We start from the raw sequence: 15,642 nt of genomic DNA, 5'->3' as shown, positions 1-15,642 counted from the left end.
TGCGGGGCCTCACGAGCTGAACTCGTCGACGCGACCGGAACCGAGCACGGGGGAGTCGCCGAGGAGCGCGGCGAAGTGCTCCTCGAGCCGGCCCACCCTGGCGTCGAGCGAGAACCGGGCGAGGGCGGATGCCCGGATCGAGGCGCGGAACCCTCGGTCCAGCTCCGACTGCCGGATCAACCCGTCCACGCGGTCCGCCATGGCGGCCAGGTCTCCTGGCTCGACGACCTGCATCCCGACGCTGGCCTGGGCGATCTCGGGCACACCGCCGACGGCGAAACTGACCACCGGTGTGCCGGTCATCAGCGCCTCCGGCGCGACGAGACCGAACGGCTCGGCCCACGCCGGCGTCGAGACCGCTGCCGCGCTCCGCCCCACGAGCGTGGCGAGTCGCGCCGGATCGAGCGGCCCGACATGTCGGACGTCGCGTCCCAGCAGCGGCGACAGCACGCGCTCGGCGTACACCGGATCGCCCACGCGGCCGGCGATGACGAGGCGTCGCCCCAGTCGGCGGGCGACGTCGACCGCGAGATGTGGAGCCTTCTCCGCGACGACCCGCCCGAACCACACCAGGTCGTCACCGCCCCGGCCGGCCCGCCAGGCATCCGGATCGATGCCGTTCAGGAGCACCTCGGACTCGACGCCGGCCGTCGCCCAGGTGCGCTTCGTGAACTCGCTGACCGCCAGGAACCTGCTCCCGTCGGAACCGGCGCGGTTCGCAGCAGCGGCGACGGCCTCGTCGACCGGCGTGTGCAGAGTGGTGATCATCGGGACACCCAGCTCAGGCGCGAGTTCCACCGGGAGTGCGTCCAGGCAGTGGTTCGACACGACGTCATACCGCCCAGGACGAGCGGCGATCGCTTCGAGAGCGCGACGCAATGCCGGGACGGACCGGGTCGCGTGGTCCGGGGGATACCGCTCGTCATCAGGGGAGGACCAGCGTGGCCACCGCAACTCCGGCAGTTCGAAGACGCTGCCGCGCTCGACGAAGTCGGACCCGCGGACGCCGATGAACGTCACCTCGTGGCCTCGTGCGCGAAGCGCGGTGACCTCCGACCACACGGCGGATTCGAGCCCGCCGGCGTGTGGACGACGGATGGGGAAGCGCAGCGGGGCGACGACGACGACGCGCAGTCGTGGACCGGCCGTCACGAGGCGCGCTCGGCGATGACTCGGCGGTACAGCTCGGCGTGCGCTACTGCACCGACGGCGTCGTCGACGACGCGACGGGCGCGGCGCTCGGCGACGGTAGCGCTCCGATCGGCGGAACCGGCTCGGGTGGCGCCATCCGCTGCGAGGAGCTCGCCGACGGCACGCTCGAGTGAGGCTCCGTCCCCGAGGTCATACGCGGAGACCGTGTCGTCGGGATGCTGCTCGAGGTACGCACCGATCCCGGACGGGACGGCGACGGACACGCCGAGATCCCAGCAGAGTTCGAGCCAACCCGAGTGGGTGCCGTGCCGGTAGGGGAGCAAGCAGACGTCCAGGCGGCTGAGTGCGATGGAGAGTCCGAGGTCGTCGAGACGCTCGTGCTCGATGAGGAGCGCCGCTTCCGATCTGCCGACAAGCCGTCGGACGGCGTCGCGGGCCTCCGGATCGCGGACCACGTGGTGCATCCGGATCTCTGCGACGACGTCCGCTCCACGGCGACGCAGGCGTTCGACCGCGTCGATGAGGGTGGTGACGGCACCGACCGCGTCCACATTGGGGCGCAGGTCCTTCAGATGGACGCCGACCCGAGACCCGGCCGACGGCAGCACGAGCGGGACGTCGACGTCGTCCGAGAGGAGTGACGGATGAGCGATGACGATCGCCTCGCGACCCCAGCGTTCCCGGATCCCCTCGGCGGCGCCGGGGGTCAGCGTGACCAGCGCGTCGGCGCCGCGGACGAGCTCGTCGAGCTGCGCCTCGTACGCCCCCTGGTGCTCGAGCTGCGGGTGCTCGAGGTCGTGCACCGTGTAGACGACCGACCAGCCGACCTCGTGCGCGGCCTCGAGGCAAGCGGTCACGTGTCCGGGTGGGAACGACTCCGTGCCGAAGTGGATGTGCAGGAGATCGGCATCGGCGGCGTGGTCGCGGATCCAGCTCGGATCGAGGGCCACGGGGGGCCACCAGACGCCCGATGGCGCTCCCTCGACCGGCGGATCGTCCAGGACGTCGATCTCGGGTGAGGCGGAGACCCGACCGACGTAGGGGTGCGCGGCCGGGATCGAGACGACACGGATCGGGCGAGACGCCGGGTCGGCGACTCGAGCGGTGGCGTGCGGCGTCGCGGTCGACTGCATGGCGGGATCCCCTGTACGGATGCGGGCGCGAGACGCGCGGACGGGTCGGCGCGATGCGCGCGCCGTCCTCCGAACATAGGTCCGATGACGAGAGTGCCCGCGACCCTTGACGCAGGCCCCCCACTGCACCACCATGACGCAGGTGATCGCAGCCCCACCCCGTCTCCTCATGGTCGGCCCACAGCACCACGGCGTCGTCCAGTACGCGATCGACGTCGCCGACGCCGTGGTCGCCACCGACCCTCGCGCGGAACGTTTGGACGCCCAGACCCCGTCCGACGCCGTGCACCTGCTCGAGGGCGTGGACCGAGCACACGTCCACGTCACCGACCGCCTGTTCGGCCGGTCGCCCGAGGAGGCGGCGGAAGCCGTCGAGCGCCTCGCAGACGCCACCGAATTGACCGTCACCCTCCACGACATCCCGCAGACCTCGGACGGCAGGATGCTGGACCGCCGCATCGCCGCCTACGCACGGTTCATCGCAGCCGCCCACGCGACGGCCGTCAACAGCCGGCACGAGCAGGCGCTCGCCGAGGAGTTCCTCGGTGTCAGTGCCTCGGTCGTTCCATACGCCATCCCGCTCGGCTCCCGGATCGCATCCGCTCCGGCCACCGTGGACGATGCGTCGCAGCCCGGAGCGGCCCGTCCACTCACCGTCCTCATCGCCGGGTTCATCTACCCGGGGAAGGGCCACGCAGCGGCGATCCAGGCGGCATCGAGAGCGGCGGAGGATCTCCGTGCCACCGGTCACCCGATCGCCGATGTCGTCGTCCGTGCCATCGGTGCCCCCTCGGCCGGCCATGAGGACGACGTGCTCGACCTCGAGGCGGAAGCACGTGCCGCCGAGGTCTCGTTCGAGGTGACCGGATATCTCGACGATGCGGCGTTCGCCGCGCAGATCTCGCTTCCTGGCATCCCGCTCGCCGCGCACGGCCATGTCTCCGCGTCGCGATCGATGCTCGACTGGGTCGAGGCAGGCCGCCGGCCGCTCGTCGTCGACTCGCGCTACGCGGCGGAGATGGAACAGTTGCGGCCGGAGACGATGGTCCGGTACGACCCGTCGACGCTGCACACCGAGTTGGCGGCGGCCTGGCTGGACCCCTCGCGGACGCGCCTGCCCGCCGGTCGCAGCCTCCGCCCGGCGCTGCCGGACACCGCGAGCGCGTACCTCGACTGGTGGGGCGCGACGGCCGGTACCGGTCGGCACCGCCCGCCGACGCTCTAGCACGCTCGCAGGAGCGACGCACCACCCTGGCCTCCGGTCGCTCGACCTGGGATCTTGGGACGATGACGCACAAAGCACCGGACGGGTCGACGACGGACAGCTGGCGGCCTCGCGGCACGAGCGGGCCGGTGTTCGAGCGGAGCATCGAACAGGTCGACGCCTGGTGGCGCGCCGCGAACTACCTGTCCGTCGGGCAGATCTACCTGCTCGACAACCCGCTCCTCCGCCGCCCGCTCGAAGCCGCTCATGTGAAGCGCCGGCTCCTCGGCCATTGGGGGACAGCTCCGGGGTTGAATCTGACCTACGCGCATCTCAACCGCGTGATCGCGGAGCGCCACCAGTCGGCGATGTTCATCGCCGGGCCCGGGCACGGCGGGCCGGCGATCCTGGCGAGCGCCTACCTGGACGGCACCTACAGCGAGATCTACCCTGACGTCGCCGAGACCGAAGCAGGGTTGACCCGGTTCTTCCGTCAGTTCAGCTTCCCCGGCGGGGTACCGAGTCACGCGGCGCCCGAGACGCCAGGCAGCATCCATGAGGGTGGCGAGCTGGGGTACGTCCTGAGCCACGCGTACGGCGCAGCCTTCGACAATCCAGATCTCCTCGTGGCGGCGGTCGTCGGCGACGGTGAAGCGGAGACCGGACCGCTCGCGACCAGCTGGCACTCCAACAAGTTCATCGACCCGGTCCAGGACGGCGTCGTCCTGCCCATCCTGCACCTGAACGGCTACAAGATCGCGAACCCGACGGTCCTGGCTCGCATCCCACGCTCCGAACTCGAGAGTCTCCTCCGCGGATACGGACACGAACCGTTCTTCGTCGAGGGCGGGTTCGACGGCGAGGATCCGATGGAGGTCCACCGCAGGTTCGCCGAGGTCCTCGACGTCGTGCTCGACCGCATCGCGGCCATCAAGTCCCGGGCCGCCTCCGGAGACATCGGACGGCCGGTGTGGCCCATGATCGTGCTGCGCACACCGAAGGGCTGGACCTGCCCCGAGGTGATCGACGGCGTCCGGGTCGAGGGGACGTTCCACGCGCATCAGGTCCCGCTCGCCGACGCTCGGGACACCGAGGAGCACACGCGGATCCTGGAGTCCTGGATGCGGAGCTACCGGCCTGAGGAGCTCTTCGACGAACATGGCGCGGTGGTTCCACTCGTGCGGGAACTCGCTCCGCTCGGGGAGGCCCGGATGAGCGCGACCCCGCACGCCAACGGAGGTCTGCTGCGCACGGAGCTCGACCTCCCCGCGATCGACGACGCCGCCGTCGTGGTGGAAGCCCCGGGTGGTCGCGACGCCGGGGCGACGGGTGTCCTGGGGTCGTGGCTCACGGAGGTGATCCGGCGTAACCCGACCACCTTCCGGATCTTCGCTCCCGACGAACTCGCCAGTAACCGACTCCAGGCGGTCTTCGAGGTGACCGAACGGCAGTGGAACGCCGAGACCGTCCCGGACGACGAGCATCTCGCCCGCGCCGGCCGGGTCATGGAGATGCTCAGCGAGCACCAGTGCCAGGGCTGGTTGGAGGGCTACCTGCTCACCGGTCGGCACGGCCTGTTCACCTGCTACGAGGCCTTCATCCACATCGTCGACTCCATGTTCAACCAGCACGCGAAGTGGCTGAACGGTTCACGTGAGTTGCCGTGGCGGCGCCCGGTGGCGAGCCTCAACTACCTCCTCACGAGCCACGTCTGGCGTCAGGACCACAACGGCTTCAGCCACCAGGATCCCGGGTTCATCGACCACGTCGTGAACAAGAAGCCCGATGTCATCCGGGTGTATCTGCCGTTCGATGCGAACACCCTCCTGGCTGTCTCGGAGCACTGCCTGCAGAGCACGGACGAGATCAACGTCATCGTCGCGGGCAAGGATCAGGAACCCGTGTGGCTCGGCATCGACGACGCTCGCGCGCACTGCGCCCGCGGGCTCGGCATCCTGCCCTTCGCCGGTTCGGAGCGTGCGGGGGAGCGCCCGGACCTCGTCATGGCCTGTGCCGGGGATGTCCCCACGCTCGAGACGCTGGCCGCCGTGAGCATCCTGCGCGAACGCATCCCGGAGCTGTCCGTCCGGGTCGTGAACGTGGTCGACCTCATGCGACTCATGGGCGAGGATCAGCATCCGCACGGCCTCTCCGACGCCGAGTACGACAGCGTGTTCACGACGGACCGTCCGGTCGTCTTCGCCTACCACGGGTACCCGTGGCTCATCCATCGGCTGACGTACAAGCGCCACGGGCACGATCAGCTGCACGTCCGCGGGTACCTCGAGAACGGGACGACCACGACACCGTTCGACATGGTCATGCTCAACGAGATCGACCGGTTCTCGCTCGTGTGCGACGCGATCGACCGGACGCCGGGGCTCGGTGAGCGGTTCGCGGGTCTCCGTCAGGAGATGCAGGACGCCCGGCTCCGAGCCCGAGCGCACACCAGGGAGTTCGGCGAGGATGCACCCGAGATCACCGGCTGGCGCTGGCCCGCTGTCGGTTAAGACCGCCCCGTGACGGGTCGATCGAGCTCACGGAGGAGCGTCGGGAACTCGTCCGCGAACTCGCGGGCGAGGGCTCCGAGAGGGCCGATCCGGTCGGCGAGCCGATCGCCGGAGGCGGCGTGCAGCACGGTACCCCAGCAGCTCGCCGCGAGCGGGGAGAGTCCGCGTGCCGCGAGCCCGGCGATCGCACCGGCCAGGACGTCACCGCTCCCCGCCGTCCCGAGGGCCGGACTCCCGCCGGGCGCGATGAAGTCCCGCTCACCGTCGGAGACCCTGCCCTGACAGGTGACGACGGCTCCGTACCGTCGCGCCAGCTCGAGCGCCGCCGTGTCCGGGTCGGCCTCGTCCACGTCGAGGAGGATCGCGGCCTCGGCCACGTTCGGGGTGAACACGAGGCGACCCTCCAGCCCCTTCGAGAAGTCGGGAGCGTGTGACAGGGCACCGAGCGCGAAGGCGTCGAGGACCACGACGGTGTCGGCGCCCAGGAGCGGGCGCACCCCGTGGAGGAGTGCCACGGCTTCGTGCGCGTCGTCGAGGCCCGGACCGAGCAGCAGACAGTCGACGTCCAGGACGTCCTCGAGGCGGCCGGCCTCGTCACCCCGGACGGCTCCGCCGCTGGTTTCGGCCAACCCGATGACGCCGGCCTCGGGGAAGGCGATCGCGAGTGCTGACGATGCCGACGCACCGACCGCGAGCGTGATCCGACCCGCGCCGACCCTGAGGACGGCCAGGCCCGCCAAGGCGACCGCCCCGGGCGTCATCCGCGCGCCACCGACGACGAGCGTCGACCCACGATCGTCCTTCGACGATCCGGGATCGGGGAGCGGCCAGTCGGCGAGGACCTCAGGCGTGAGCATGGTGGGGTCAGCTTCGGACATCGGTCGCCCCCGAGTGCTCGGTGACCGCGACCTGCGCCTGCTCGAGGTGTGCGGTCGCATTCGCCGTGCGTGCTCTCCAGGCCCGTCCGTCGTGGACGAGGTGGGTGAAGGAGGCGTTCGGTGTCGGACGGAGAGCGGCCTCCTCCAGGACACGACGCTCATCCCACCCCTCGCAGATGTAGCGGAAGAGCGAGATGACGGCGTCGTGACAGACCACCAGGGCCCGCGTGCGGTCGGTGTGCCGGTCCAGGTCCCCGATGAACGAGCGGAGGCGGAGGGCCACATCCGTCCAGGCCTCACCTCCCGGCGGTCGGTAGTAGAACTTGCCGAGGGACCGTCGTCGAGCGGCCTCCTCCGGGAACTCCGCATCGACGCCGACCGAGGTGAAGGTGTCGAGGATCCCGAGTTCGCGATCGCGCAGCCGTTCGTCGACGACCGGCCGAAGCTCATCGGCGTCGAACGCGGCGGTCCGGAGCGCGACCACGGCCGTCTCGTGCGCTCGTCGATAGGGCGAGCTGAACACGATGTCGGGGCGGTCGGCGGGAGCGAGGGTGGCGAGCCGAGCGCCCACCGCGGCTGCCTGCTCGACGCCGAGGGCCGAGAGGGGTACATCGGCGTCACGTTGGGGGACGGCGATGCGGTGGGATCCGGCACGATCGGCTTCCAACGCGGCGAGGTTCCCGGCGCTTTCACCGTGGCGGACGAGGATCAGTTCCGTGATGGCCATGCATCCACGGTAGCCAGCACGATTCGGTGCACGGAGAGCTTGACGATCCGGCGATGATCCTCCATAGGGCGACGCCGCCGGCCGGCCCTCGACGGTGATGGCACCGCTCGATGATTGCGACAAAACGACGATGCCCGGGCCGCGACGGCGTCCTATCGTTCGACCATGTCTTCACCCTCAGCAATCCCGTCGTCGCAACCGTCGGCGTGGGCGCCCATGGCGATCACCGCCTTCAGGGTGCTCTGGTTCGCCCAGCTGGGGAGCAACATCGGCACCTGGATGCAGACCGTGGGAGCCCAGTGGGTCCTGGTCGAGGCCGCCGCAGGCGCAGCGGTCATCGCCCTCGTGCAGACCGCGAGCCTCGCGCCCGCCATCCTGGTCGCCCTGCCAGCAGGCGTCCTCGCGGACTCACTCGACCGGCGACGGCTGCTCATCTGGGGATCGGCGGCGAGTGCGGTCCTCGCAGCCGCGCTCACCGTTGTGGCGGCGGTCGGTGCGTTGACGCCGTGGACGATCCTGGCCTTCACCTTCCTGCTCGGCATCACCTCCACCCTGACCTCACCCGCATGGCAGGCGATCCAGCCGGAGCTCGTGCCCCGCAACCTGATCGCGGCTTCGTCGGCGCTCGGCGGTGTCACCGTGAACGGAGCCCGTGCGGTCGGTCCAGCCCTGGCCGGTGTCGTCCTGTCGGCCTTCGGTGCTCCCGTCGTGTTCGGTGTCAACGCGCTGAGCTTCGTCGTGGCCGTGATCGCCCTCGTCTGGTGGAAGCGACCCTCGCAGACCGGTCTCGACGACCGCGAGCCGTTCGGGGCAGCGTTGCGAGCGGGGGTCCGGTACGTCGTGTCCGCGCACCTCGTCCGCCGGATCCTGCTGCGTTCCGCACTCTTCGCGCTACCTGCAAGTGCCCTCTGGGCGCTGCTGCCCCTCACGGCGAAGCGCCTCCACCTCGACTCGAGCGGATACGGTCTCCTGCTCGGTGCTCTCGGTGTGGGTGCCGTGCTGGGCATCTTCGCCCTTCCGCTCGCTCGGCGTCGGTTCTCCGACAACACCGTCATCGCCGGGAGTGCGGTGCTCTTCGCCGCCGGGTCGCTCGCAGCGGCGTTCCTGCCCTTCGCGCCGACCCTGCTGCTCCTCGTGTTCGCGGGGCTGGCCTGGATCGGCACCCTCACGGTGCTGAACGCCGCGCTGCAGCTCACCCTGCCGCAGTGGGTGCGGTCCCGCGGAGCCTCGATATACATCCTCGTCTTCATGGGCGCGATGGCCATCGGCTCGATCAGCTGGGGCGTGGCTGCACAGGGACTCGGCACGCCGCTCGCGTACAGCGCTTCGGCCGTCCTGCTCCTGCTGGTGGCGGCCAGTGTTCGGGTGCTGCCCCTGCTCCCCGGAACCGGAACCGTCGACCGCAGCATCTCGATGTCCTGGCCCACACCCACGCTGGTGTTCGAGCCGCAGCCGACCGACGGGCCGGTCCTCGTGCAGATCTCCTACACGGTCCATCCCGACTCGCTCGCCGCGTTCCAGACAGCGATGGGTCGTGTCGAGTCCTCTCGTCGCCGGACCGGCGCCTCGAGATGGGCCCTGTACCGGAGTGGCGAGGAGTCCGACGTGCAGTTGGAGACCTTCATGGTGCCGTCGTGGGGCGAGTTCCGACGACAGGAGACGCAGCGTCTGACCGGCCGAGACCGCGACATCCGCGCTGCAGCGCTGGCGCACGCCGCCGGTGAACCCGTCGAACGACACTTCTTCCCGAGCGATGCCCGCCGGACCGGGTCTGCCAGGGCGGAACGTCCTGATCCCGCGGAGTGAGTCGCCGCCGTGGAGGTGGAACACCCCGGGCGATGGTGGATGATGTGGGCGATACCGGACTCGAACCGATGACCTCTTCCGTGTGAAGGAAGCGCGCTACCAACTGCGCCAATCGCCCGCAGGTCGTCCGCACCGGAGAGGTGCCGAACAGCCGCGAGTCACGATACTAGCCGATGCCGGGGGACGAACGCACATCCGCAACGCTGTCGACCCAGTACGTGCGCCGGTTTGAACATCGGTCCCGGTTTCGGCTAGAGTCGTTCGAGCACGCAGTGATGCGGGCAATGCGGATGTGGCGCAGTGGTAGCGCATCACCTTGCCAAGGTGAGGGTCGCGAGTTCGAATCTCGTCATCCGCTCGAGTGTCAGTGGTGTTGTTCCGGCAGGAACCCTACTCGGCAGTGTGTTCGGTCACACATGGTGGCGTGGCCGAGAGGCTAGGCAGCGGCCTGCAAAGCCGTCCACACGGGTTCGAATCCCGTCGCCACCTCACCTCAGCAACACAGTTCCACCAGCAACATCCCGGCGTCGTGTCTCACACGCCACCTGGGCGATTGGCGCAGCGGTAGCGCGCTTCCCTGACACGGAAGAGGTCACTGGTTCGATCCCAGTATCGCCCACCACCAGAAAGCCCCCGGACCCCCGGGGGCTTTCGTCATTTGCGCGCGTCTTTCCCGGTCTGCTTCAACTGGCCCGCGAGGACGCCATAGTTCCGCCAGTCGCAGAGCCCGCGGGCACCCTTCCTGCCTCTGAGCAACCCCCTTCGGTCCCGGAGCTTGTCGAAGGGCACACGAGAAACTTCCCCGACGGGCACGACTCGTCATCTGGAATGTCAGTGGTCCATGGTGGACTTGTTCCATGACCGAGACCACCGCCGCCGCGACCCGCGCGGGCGACGAGTACGCCGCGCGCCTCGCGGAGTTCTCGGACGAGTGGACTGAGATCCACCGGCAGCAAGCCGTCCTCGACGCACGGAAAGCGCGTCTGCTGGCCCGCTCCGCCGCCTATGCCGATGCCTTCGCGGACGTCACGGTCCCGGCAAGCTTTCCGCCGGCTGAGCGTCGGGCGCTGTCCCGCCGGTCGACGTGTGCGGCCCTCGCGATGGCGACCCGGATGCCGGAGCGGACGGTCCAGCTTGCGACGAACGACGCCGAACGTCTCGTCAATGACGCACCGGCCGTGCTGGCGTCGCTGGAGGCCGGCCGGATCTCGGCGCGGCATGCGCACGTGATCACCGACCAACTCTGCGACGTCCCTGCTGCTGGGCGGGCGGTGTTTCTCGACCAGGTCCTTCCAGAAGCGGAGCGCATAACCGCCGCAGGGCTCAAGAGCCGCGCCCGCGTCCTGCGGGAGCGCCTCCACCCCGAGTCCATCACCGCACGCGCAACCCGCTCCGAGGCCGACCGTCGGGCGGAGTTCGAGCCCGCAGCAGACGGTATGGCCTGGGTGCACCTCTTCACCACCGCACCCATCGCGCAGGGCATCATCGAGCGGGTCGAGGCGGCGGCAGCGGAGTCGCGCGCCGCCGGCGATACTCGCACCTGCGCGCAGCTGCAGGCAGACGCCCTCGCGGCCCTCGCCCTCACCGGAGTAACCCCGGAAGACGTGGCGTCGAGCCCGGTCCTGCCGCACCCCATCGAGGTCCAGGAGCACATCAAGCCCACCGTGCAGATCACCGTCCCGGCGCTCAGCATGGCCGGCGTCAACGACGCCCCGGCCACGCTCGACGGATACGGGCCGATCGACCCGGAGACCGCCGCACGCATCGCGGTGAACGCCCCCAGCTTCACCCGGATCCTCATCCAGCCGGAAACCGGCGCGGTCCTCTCCGTCGGCCGCAACCAGTACCGGGTCCCGGCCGACCTCCAACGGGCAGTGCGCCTCCGGGACGGCACTTGTCGGGCACCGGGCTGCGGCAGGCGCGCCAGAGCCTGCGACCTCGACCACTCGGTCGCGTGGGAAGACGGCGGCACCACGGATGTCGGGAACCTCGCCTGTCTCTGCCGACATCACCACAGAATGAAGCACCTCCCGGGATGGAACCTCGCCCATGGACCGGGCGGGGTGCTCGAGTGGACGACACCCGACGGGAAGCAGTATCTGACCGAACCTGATCCCGCGCCGTTCTGACCATTTCCGGTCCCTGAACCTGTCGAAGGGTTCCTTGTGGGCACTTCGACAAGCTCAGTGACCAGGAACAACCCAGCGACCGGGGGAGTGCACCCCGACCACTCCGGTCCTTGAGCCTGACGAAGGGTGGCTCGGCCCTGGAAGCCGCCGCTCCGGACGTCGTCACGGGCCGACGCGCCGAGGAAGATGGATTTTCAGCCCGATTTTCCGCGGAACATCAAGGGTTCGGCCGAATCGCCCGCGCCGAGGTGTCAACGAGTGCCGTCAACATCGGCTAGAGTTTCCAAGCACCCGGAAACGGAATGCAATGCGGATGTGGCGCAGTGGTAGCGCATCACCTTGCCAAGGTGAGGGTCGCGAGTTCGAATCTCGTCATCCGCTCGAGTGTCAGTGAGAACGTGCAAGCGTTCCGCTCGACAGTGTGTTTCATCACACGTGGTGGCGTGGCCGAGAGGCTAGGCAGCGGCCTGCAAAGCCGTCCACACGGGTTCGAATCCCGTCGCCACCTCGCTGGCAACACCACTCACCTGGGCGATTGGCGCAGCGGTAGCGCGCTTCCCTGACACGGAAGAGGTCACTGGTTCGATCCCAGTATCGCCCACAGGAACACGAAGGGCCCGAGCGAACAGCTCGGGCCCTTCGTCCTTGCATGGATCACCCATTGCGCTGACCCCACTCGTCGCACGCCCCGGTCGTCCGCTCAGACGGCGAGGACCGCCCGCTCCCGGCGACGCAGGACCTCCGCGACGCCCCACACGATGAGGCCTTGACCCGCGGCGTACGTCGCCATGATGATCTCGTCAGCCGCCCAGATCGTCACGGCAGGCACGAAGCGGTCGAGCCCGATCAACGAGTCGGAGACCAGGAACAGCGCACCGCCGACGGCGATCGTCGGCGTCGTCATCGTCGATGACGCGGCCATGGCCCCGATCACGACGGCATAGAGGATGACCGCCGGATACAGCGCCCCCATGTCCTGCTGACTGAGGAGCGCGACGCCGGCGACGAGCCACACCAGGTACACGAGAGCCCACACCGGCGGGCGCTGCCTGGTGCGCAGATGCCGCACGAAGAGTACGACATAGCCGGCCTGAGCGAGCATGAAGAACAGGATCCCCACGCCGAACGCGAGTTCGCCCGGAACCATGAGGGCGACGTCGCCCAGCCAGCTGCACATGATCGAGACGAGCGCGGTGACCGCAGCGACCGACAGCCGTCGGACCGACCACACGAGCGCCAGCGCGAGGACCAGCATGATGAACGGCTTGGTGAGGAGCGACAGCCACTCCTGACCGGAGGCGAGGGCGATGATGTGCACGAGTGCGACCGCGGGCAGCGCGGCGAACAGCGCCGTCGCAGCCCCGCTCCTCTGCACAGCCGTCATCAGCGCCACCCCCGTCACGTCCGTAGGCCTTCACTCTAGCGATGCGACCGAGCACGGACCATGGCCGCCGACCGACGGCAGCGTCTCCTCGTCGTGGACGACGATAGGCTTGCACGGCCAAGGTTTCACCTGAGAAAGAGAGATCATCCGTGAGTGACGGGTTCGCACTGTTCACCGACCGATCCGTGGTCGCCATGCGCGTCAACGGCGAACTGAAGGACCTCGCCGCCACGGTGACGGAGACGGACACCGTCGAGCCGGTGCACCTCGACTCGCCCGACGGTCTCAACATCCTCCGCCACTCCGCAGCCCACGTGCTCGCGCAGGCCGTGCAGCAGGTCGACCCGCACGCGAACCTCGGCATCGGTCCGCCGGTCACCGACGGCTTCTACTACGACTTCGACGTCGCCGCACCGTTCACGCCTGAGGCGCTCAAGGTGCTGCAGAAGACGATGGACCGCATCATCCGCCAGGGCCAGCGCTTCGTGCGACGCGTCGTCACCGAGGACGAGGCTCGCGCGGAACTGGCGGGGGAGCCCTACAAGCTCGAGCTGATCGGCCTCAAGGGCGGGTCCGCAGCCGACGACGAGAACGTCGAGGTGGGCGGCGCGGAGCTGACCATCTACGACAACGTCGACCCGAAGACGGGGGAGACGGTCTGGAAGGACCTCTGCCGCGGTCCGCACCTGCCGAACACGCGCATGATCGGCAACGGCTGGGCCTTGACGCGTCTCGCCGCGGCGTACTGGCGGGGGAGCGAGAAGAACCCGCAGCTGCAGCGGATCTACGGCACCGCTTGGGCGACCAAGGACGAGCTGCGCGCCTACCAGACGCGGATCGAGGAGGCGGCCAAGCGCGACCACCGCAAGCTCGGTGCCGAGCTCGACCTCTTCAGCTTCCCCGAGGAGATCGGCTCGGGTCTCGCGGTGTTCCACCCCAAGGGCGGCATCATCCGCAACGAGATCGAGAACTACATGCGCGAGCGCCTGCTCGCTTCCGGCTACGAGCTGGTGAACACCCCGCACATCACGAAGGGGCACCTGTTCGAGGTCAGCCAGCACCTGGCCTGGTACAAGGACGGCATGTTCCCGGCGATGCACCTCGACCAGGAGGTCGACGCCGACGGCCACGTCACCCGTCAGGGCCAGGACTACTACCTGAAGCCGATGAACTGCCCGATGCACAACCTGATCTACCGAGCTCGAGGGCGCAGCTACCGCGAACTGCCGCTGCGTCTCGCCGAGTTCGGCACGGTCTACCGGTACGAGAAGAGCGGCACCCTCTCCGGGCTCACACGCGTCCGTGGCCTCACGCAGGACGACGCCCACATCTACGTGACCGACGACCAGGTCAAGGACGAGGTCGGCCGCCAGCTGCAGTTCGTCTTGGAGACCCTCCGCGGCTACGGTCTCGACGACTTCTACCTGGAGCTCTCGACGAAGGACCCCGACAAGTACGTCGGCACCGACGAGGTCTGGGACGAAGCGACCGAGACCCTCCGCCAGGTGGCGGTCGAGTCCGGTCTCGAGCTCGTTCTCGACCCCGCCGGCGCAGCCTTCTACGGTCCGAAGATCTCGGTGCAGGCGCGCGACGCGATCGGCCGGACGTGGCAGCTGTCCACCGTGCAGCTCGACTTCAACCTGCCCGAGTTGTTCGAGCTGGAGTACACGGCCGCTGACGGCACGCGCAAGCGTCCGGCGATGATCCACCGCGCACTCCTCGGCTCGATCGAGCGCTTCTTCGCGATCCTGCTCGAGCACTACGCGGGTGCCTTCCCGGTGTGGCTCGCCCCCGTGCAGGTCGTCGGCATCCCCGTCTCCGAGCAGTACGAGGAGTTCCTCGGCGGTGTCGTCGCCGAGCTGCGCTCGTCGGGGGTCCGCGCGGAACTGGACGCCTCCGACGATCGGATGCAGAAGAAGATCCGCAATCACACGAAGGCGAAGACCCCGCTGCAGCTGATCGTCGGCGAGGAGGATCAGGCCAACGGCGCGGTGAGCTTCCGATTCCGCGACGGCACCCAGGAGAACGGTGTCCCCGTGGCCGACGCCGTGCGCCGGATCCGCGCCGCCATCGCCGCGAAACTGCAGGTGAACACCGCAGCGGATCTGCCGGCATGACCCCGGGCACCGAACCGGAGTCGTTCGAGTCGATCGACACCTCCCACCTGGTGGGCGTCCCGGACGCGTTCCAGCGTCTCTGGACGCCCCACCGGATGGTCTACATCAAGCAAGGACAGCCATCCGACGACGGTTGTCCGTTCTGCATCGCGCCGACGCTCGACGACGAGTCGGCGCTCATCGTGCATCGGGGCGAGCACGCCTTCGTGCTGCTGAACCTCTTCCCGTACAACTCCGGGCACCTGCTCGTCTGCCCGTACCGCCACGTCGCGATGTACGACGACGCGACGACGGAGGAGGTCGCCGAGATCGGCGCCCTGACGCAAACGGCGATGCGGGTCGTCCGGTCCGTCTCGAGGAACGACGGCTTCAACCTCGGGATGAACCAGGGTGCCGTGGCCGGCGCCGGGATCGCGGCGCACCTGCACCAGCACATCGTCCCGCGCTGGGCGACGGACGCCAACTTCTTCCCGATCATCGCCCAGACCAAGGCGCTCCCGCAGCTGCTCGGCGATGTCCGACAGGCGATCGCGGACGCCTGGCCGACCTCGGCCTGATCCGTCGTGGGCCGGTCCATCTGGACCGGTCCACCCAAGTCCAAT

Annotated in this window: 11 protein-coding genes and 7 tRNA genes; 12 read left to right on the top strand and 6 right to left on the bottom strand. The window is 69.1% G+C overall.

Going from position 1 to position 15,642, the window contains the following annotated elements:
- Nucleotides 1-9: 9 nt before the first annotated feature.
- Both ITJ62_RS07915 and ITJ62_RS07910 read right to left on the bottom strand, forming a co-directional pair.
- The gene (locus ITJ62_RS07915; protein WP_194600711.1) at nt 10-1,152 is read right to left on the bottom strand and encodes a glycosyltransferase; all 1,143 of its coding nucleotides are present in this window, start codon (nt 1,150-1,152) and stop codon (nt 10-12) included.
- Nucleotides 1,149-2,285, bottom strand: a complete 1,137-nt coding sequence (locus ITJ62_RS07910) for a hypothetical protein (protein WP_194600708.1) — start codon at nt 2,283-2,285, stop codon at nt 1,149-1,151. The genes ITJ62_RS07915 and ITJ62_RS07910 overlap by 4 nt, the downstream gene beginning before the upstream one ends.
- Before the next feature lie 106 nt (nt 2,286-2,391).
- On the opposite strand from ITJ62_RS07910, the gene ITJ62_RS07905 reads away from it, so the two are divergent.
- Nucleotides 2,392-3,510, top strand: coding sequence for a hypothetical protein (locus ITJ62_RS07905; protein WP_228498110.1), 1,119 nt, complete (start codon nt 2,392-2,394; stop codon nt 3,508-3,510).
- A 62-nt stretch (nt 3,511-3,572) separates the two neighbouring features.
- Nucleotides 3,573-5,999, top strand: a complete 2,427-nt coding sequence (locus ITJ62_RS07900) for a phosphoketolase (protein WP_194600707.1) — start codon at nt 3,573-3,575, stop codon at nt 5,997-5,999.
- On the opposite strand, the gene ITJ62_RS07895 is transcribed toward ITJ62_RS07900, so the two are convergent.
- Nucleotides 5,996-6,877, bottom strand: a complete 882-nt coding sequence (locus ITJ62_RS07895) for an ADP/ATP-dependent (S)-NAD(P)H-hydrate dehydratase (RefSeq protein ID WP_194600704.1) — start codon at nt 6,875-6,877, stop codon at nt 5,996-5,998. The genes ITJ62_RS07900 and ITJ62_RS07895 overlap by 4 nt on opposite strands.
- Nucleotides 6,864-7,604 (bottom strand): histidine phosphatase family protein, encoded by a 741-nt coding sequence (locus ITJ62_RS07890; RefSeq protein ID WP_194600701.1) that lies wholly within the window; start codon nt 7,602-7,604, stop codon nt 6,864-6,866. The genes ITJ62_RS07895 and ITJ62_RS07890 overlap by 14 nt, the downstream gene beginning before the upstream one ends.
- A 165-nt stretch (nt 7,605-7,769) precedes the next feature.
- Here ITJ62_RS07890 and ITJ62_RS07885 point away from each other — a divergent pair, with 165 nt between their 5' ends.
- Nucleotides 7,770-9,410 carry an MFS transporter gene (locus ITJ62_RS07885; protein ID WP_194600698.1) on the top strand — a complete coding sequence of 547 codons (1,641 nt, stop codon included), beginning with the start codon at nt 7,770-7,772 and terminating at the stop codon, nt 9,408-9,410.
- Nucleotides 9,411-9,455: 45 nt separating this feature from the next.
- Here ITJ62_RS07885 and ITJ62_RS07880 read toward each other — a convergent pair.
- A tRNA-Val gene (locus ITJ62_RS07880) sits at nt 9,456-9,528 on the bottom strand.
- A gap of 168 nt (nt 9,529-9,696) precedes the next feature.
- Here ITJ62_RS07880 and ITJ62_RS07875 point away from each other — a divergent pair.
- From ITJ62_RS07875 to ITJ62_RS07845, 7 genes are all read left to right on the top strand, one after another.
- Nucleotides 9,697-9,768, top strand: a tRNA-Gly gene (locus ITJ62_RS07875).
- A gap of 60 nt (nt 9,769-9,828) precedes the next feature.
- Nucleotides 9,829-9,899: transfer RNA gene (locus ITJ62_RS07870), tRNA-Cys, on the top strand.
- A gap of 58 nt (nt 9,900-9,957) precedes the next feature.
- Nucleotides 9,958-10,032: transfer RNA gene (locus tag ITJ62_RS07865), tRNA-Val, on the top strand.
- Between the two features lie 235 nt (nt 10,033-10,267).
- Complete coding sequence (locus tag ITJ62_RS07860) at nt 10,268-11,539, top strand: HNH endonuclease signature motif containing protein (protein WP_194600695.1); 1,272 nt, start codon at nt 10,268-10,270, stop codon at nt 11,537-11,539.
- 309 nt (nt 11,540-11,848) lie between these two features.
- A tRNA-Gly gene (locus tag ITJ62_RS07855) sits at nt 11,849-11,920 on the top strand.
- A 56-nt stretch (nt 11,921-11,976) separates the two neighbouring features.
- A tRNA-Cys gene (locus ITJ62_RS07850) sits at nt 11,977-12,047 on the top strand.
- A gap of 21 nt (nt 12,048-12,068) precedes the next feature.
- Nucleotides 12,069-12,140 (top strand) — tRNA-Val (locus ITJ62_RS07845).
- A 99-nt stretch (nt 12,141-12,239) separates the two neighbouring features.
- Here the strand turns inward: ITJ62_RS07845 and ITJ62_RS07840 are convergent.
- Nucleotides 12,240-12,923, bottom strand: a complete 684-nt coding sequence (locus tag ITJ62_RS07840; protein ID WP_194600692.1) for a lysoplasmalogenase — start codon at nt 12,921-12,923, stop codon at nt 12,240-12,242.
- A gap of 194 nt (nt 12,924-13,117) precedes the next feature.
- Here ITJ62_RS07840 and thrS point away from each other — a divergent pair, with 194 nt between their 5' ends.
- Both thrS and ITJ62_RS07830 read left to right on the top strand, forming a co-directional pair.
- Nucleotides 13,118-15,040 (top strand): threonine--tRNA ligase, encoded by a 1,923-nt coding sequence (thrS, locus tag ITJ62_RS07835; protein ID WP_199862131.1) that lies wholly within the window; start codon nt 13,118-13,120, stop codon nt 15,038-15,040.
- Nucleotides 15,037-15,597: an HIT domain-containing protein gene (locus ITJ62_RS07830; protein ID WP_079705911.1), complete on the top strand. Its 561-nt coding sequence runs from the start codon at nt 15,037-15,039 to the stop codon at nt 15,595-15,597. Before thrS ends, ITJ62_RS07830 begins: the two co-directional genes overlap by 4 nt.
- The last annotated feature ends 45 nt before the right edge of the window (nt 15,598-15,642 follow it).

The sequence above is a fragment of the Plantibacter sp. VKM Ac-2876 genome, assembly GCF_015350715.1.
GTDB lineage: Bacteria > Actinomycetota > Actinomycetes > Actinomycetales > Microbacteriaceae > Plantibacter > Plantibacter auratus.
Note: the sequence above shows the minus strand (reverse complement) of the source record. Positions and strands in the feature narration are given on the sequence as shown.

Excerpts from the sequence above, each read along its gene's own strand:
- thrS (WP_199862131.1), top strand. The coding sequence starts at position 13,118 with ATGCGCGTCAACGGCGAACTGAAGGACCTCGCCGCCACGGTGACGGAG.
- ITJ62_RS07860 (WP_194600695.1), top strand. The coding sequence starts at position 10,268 with ATGACCGAGACCACCGCCGCCGCGACCCGCGCGGGCGACGAGTACGCC.
- ITJ62_RS07830 (WP_079705911.1), top strand. The coding sequence starts at position 15,037 with ATGACCCCGGGCACCGAACCGGAGTCGTTCGAGTCGATCGACACCTCC.
- ITJ62_RS07910 (WP_194600708.1), bottom strand. The coding sequence starts at position 2,285 with ATGCAGTCGACCGCGACGCCGCACGCCACCGCTCGAGTCGCCGACCCG.
- ITJ62_RS07840 (WP_194600692.1), bottom strand. The coding sequence starts at position 12,923 with ATGACGGCTGTGCAGAGGAGCGGGGCTGCGACGGCGCTGTTCGCCGCG.
- ITJ62_RS07895 (WP_194600704.1), bottom strand. The coding sequence starts at position 6,877 with ATGTCCGAAGCTGACCCCACCATGCTCACGCCTGAGGTCCTCGCCGAC.
- ITJ62_RS07885 (WP_194600698.1), top strand. The coding sequence starts at position 7,770 with ATGTCTTCACCCTCAGCAATCCCGTCGTCGCAACCGTCGGCGTGGGCG.
- ITJ62_RS07900 (WP_194600707.1), top strand. The coding sequence starts at position 3,573 with ATGACGCACAAAGCACCGGACGGGTCGACGACGGACAGCTGGCGGCCT.
- ITJ62_RS07890 (WP_194600701.1), bottom strand. The coding sequence starts at position 7,604 with ATGGCCATCACGGAACTGATCCTCGTCCGCCACGGTGAAAGCGCCGGG.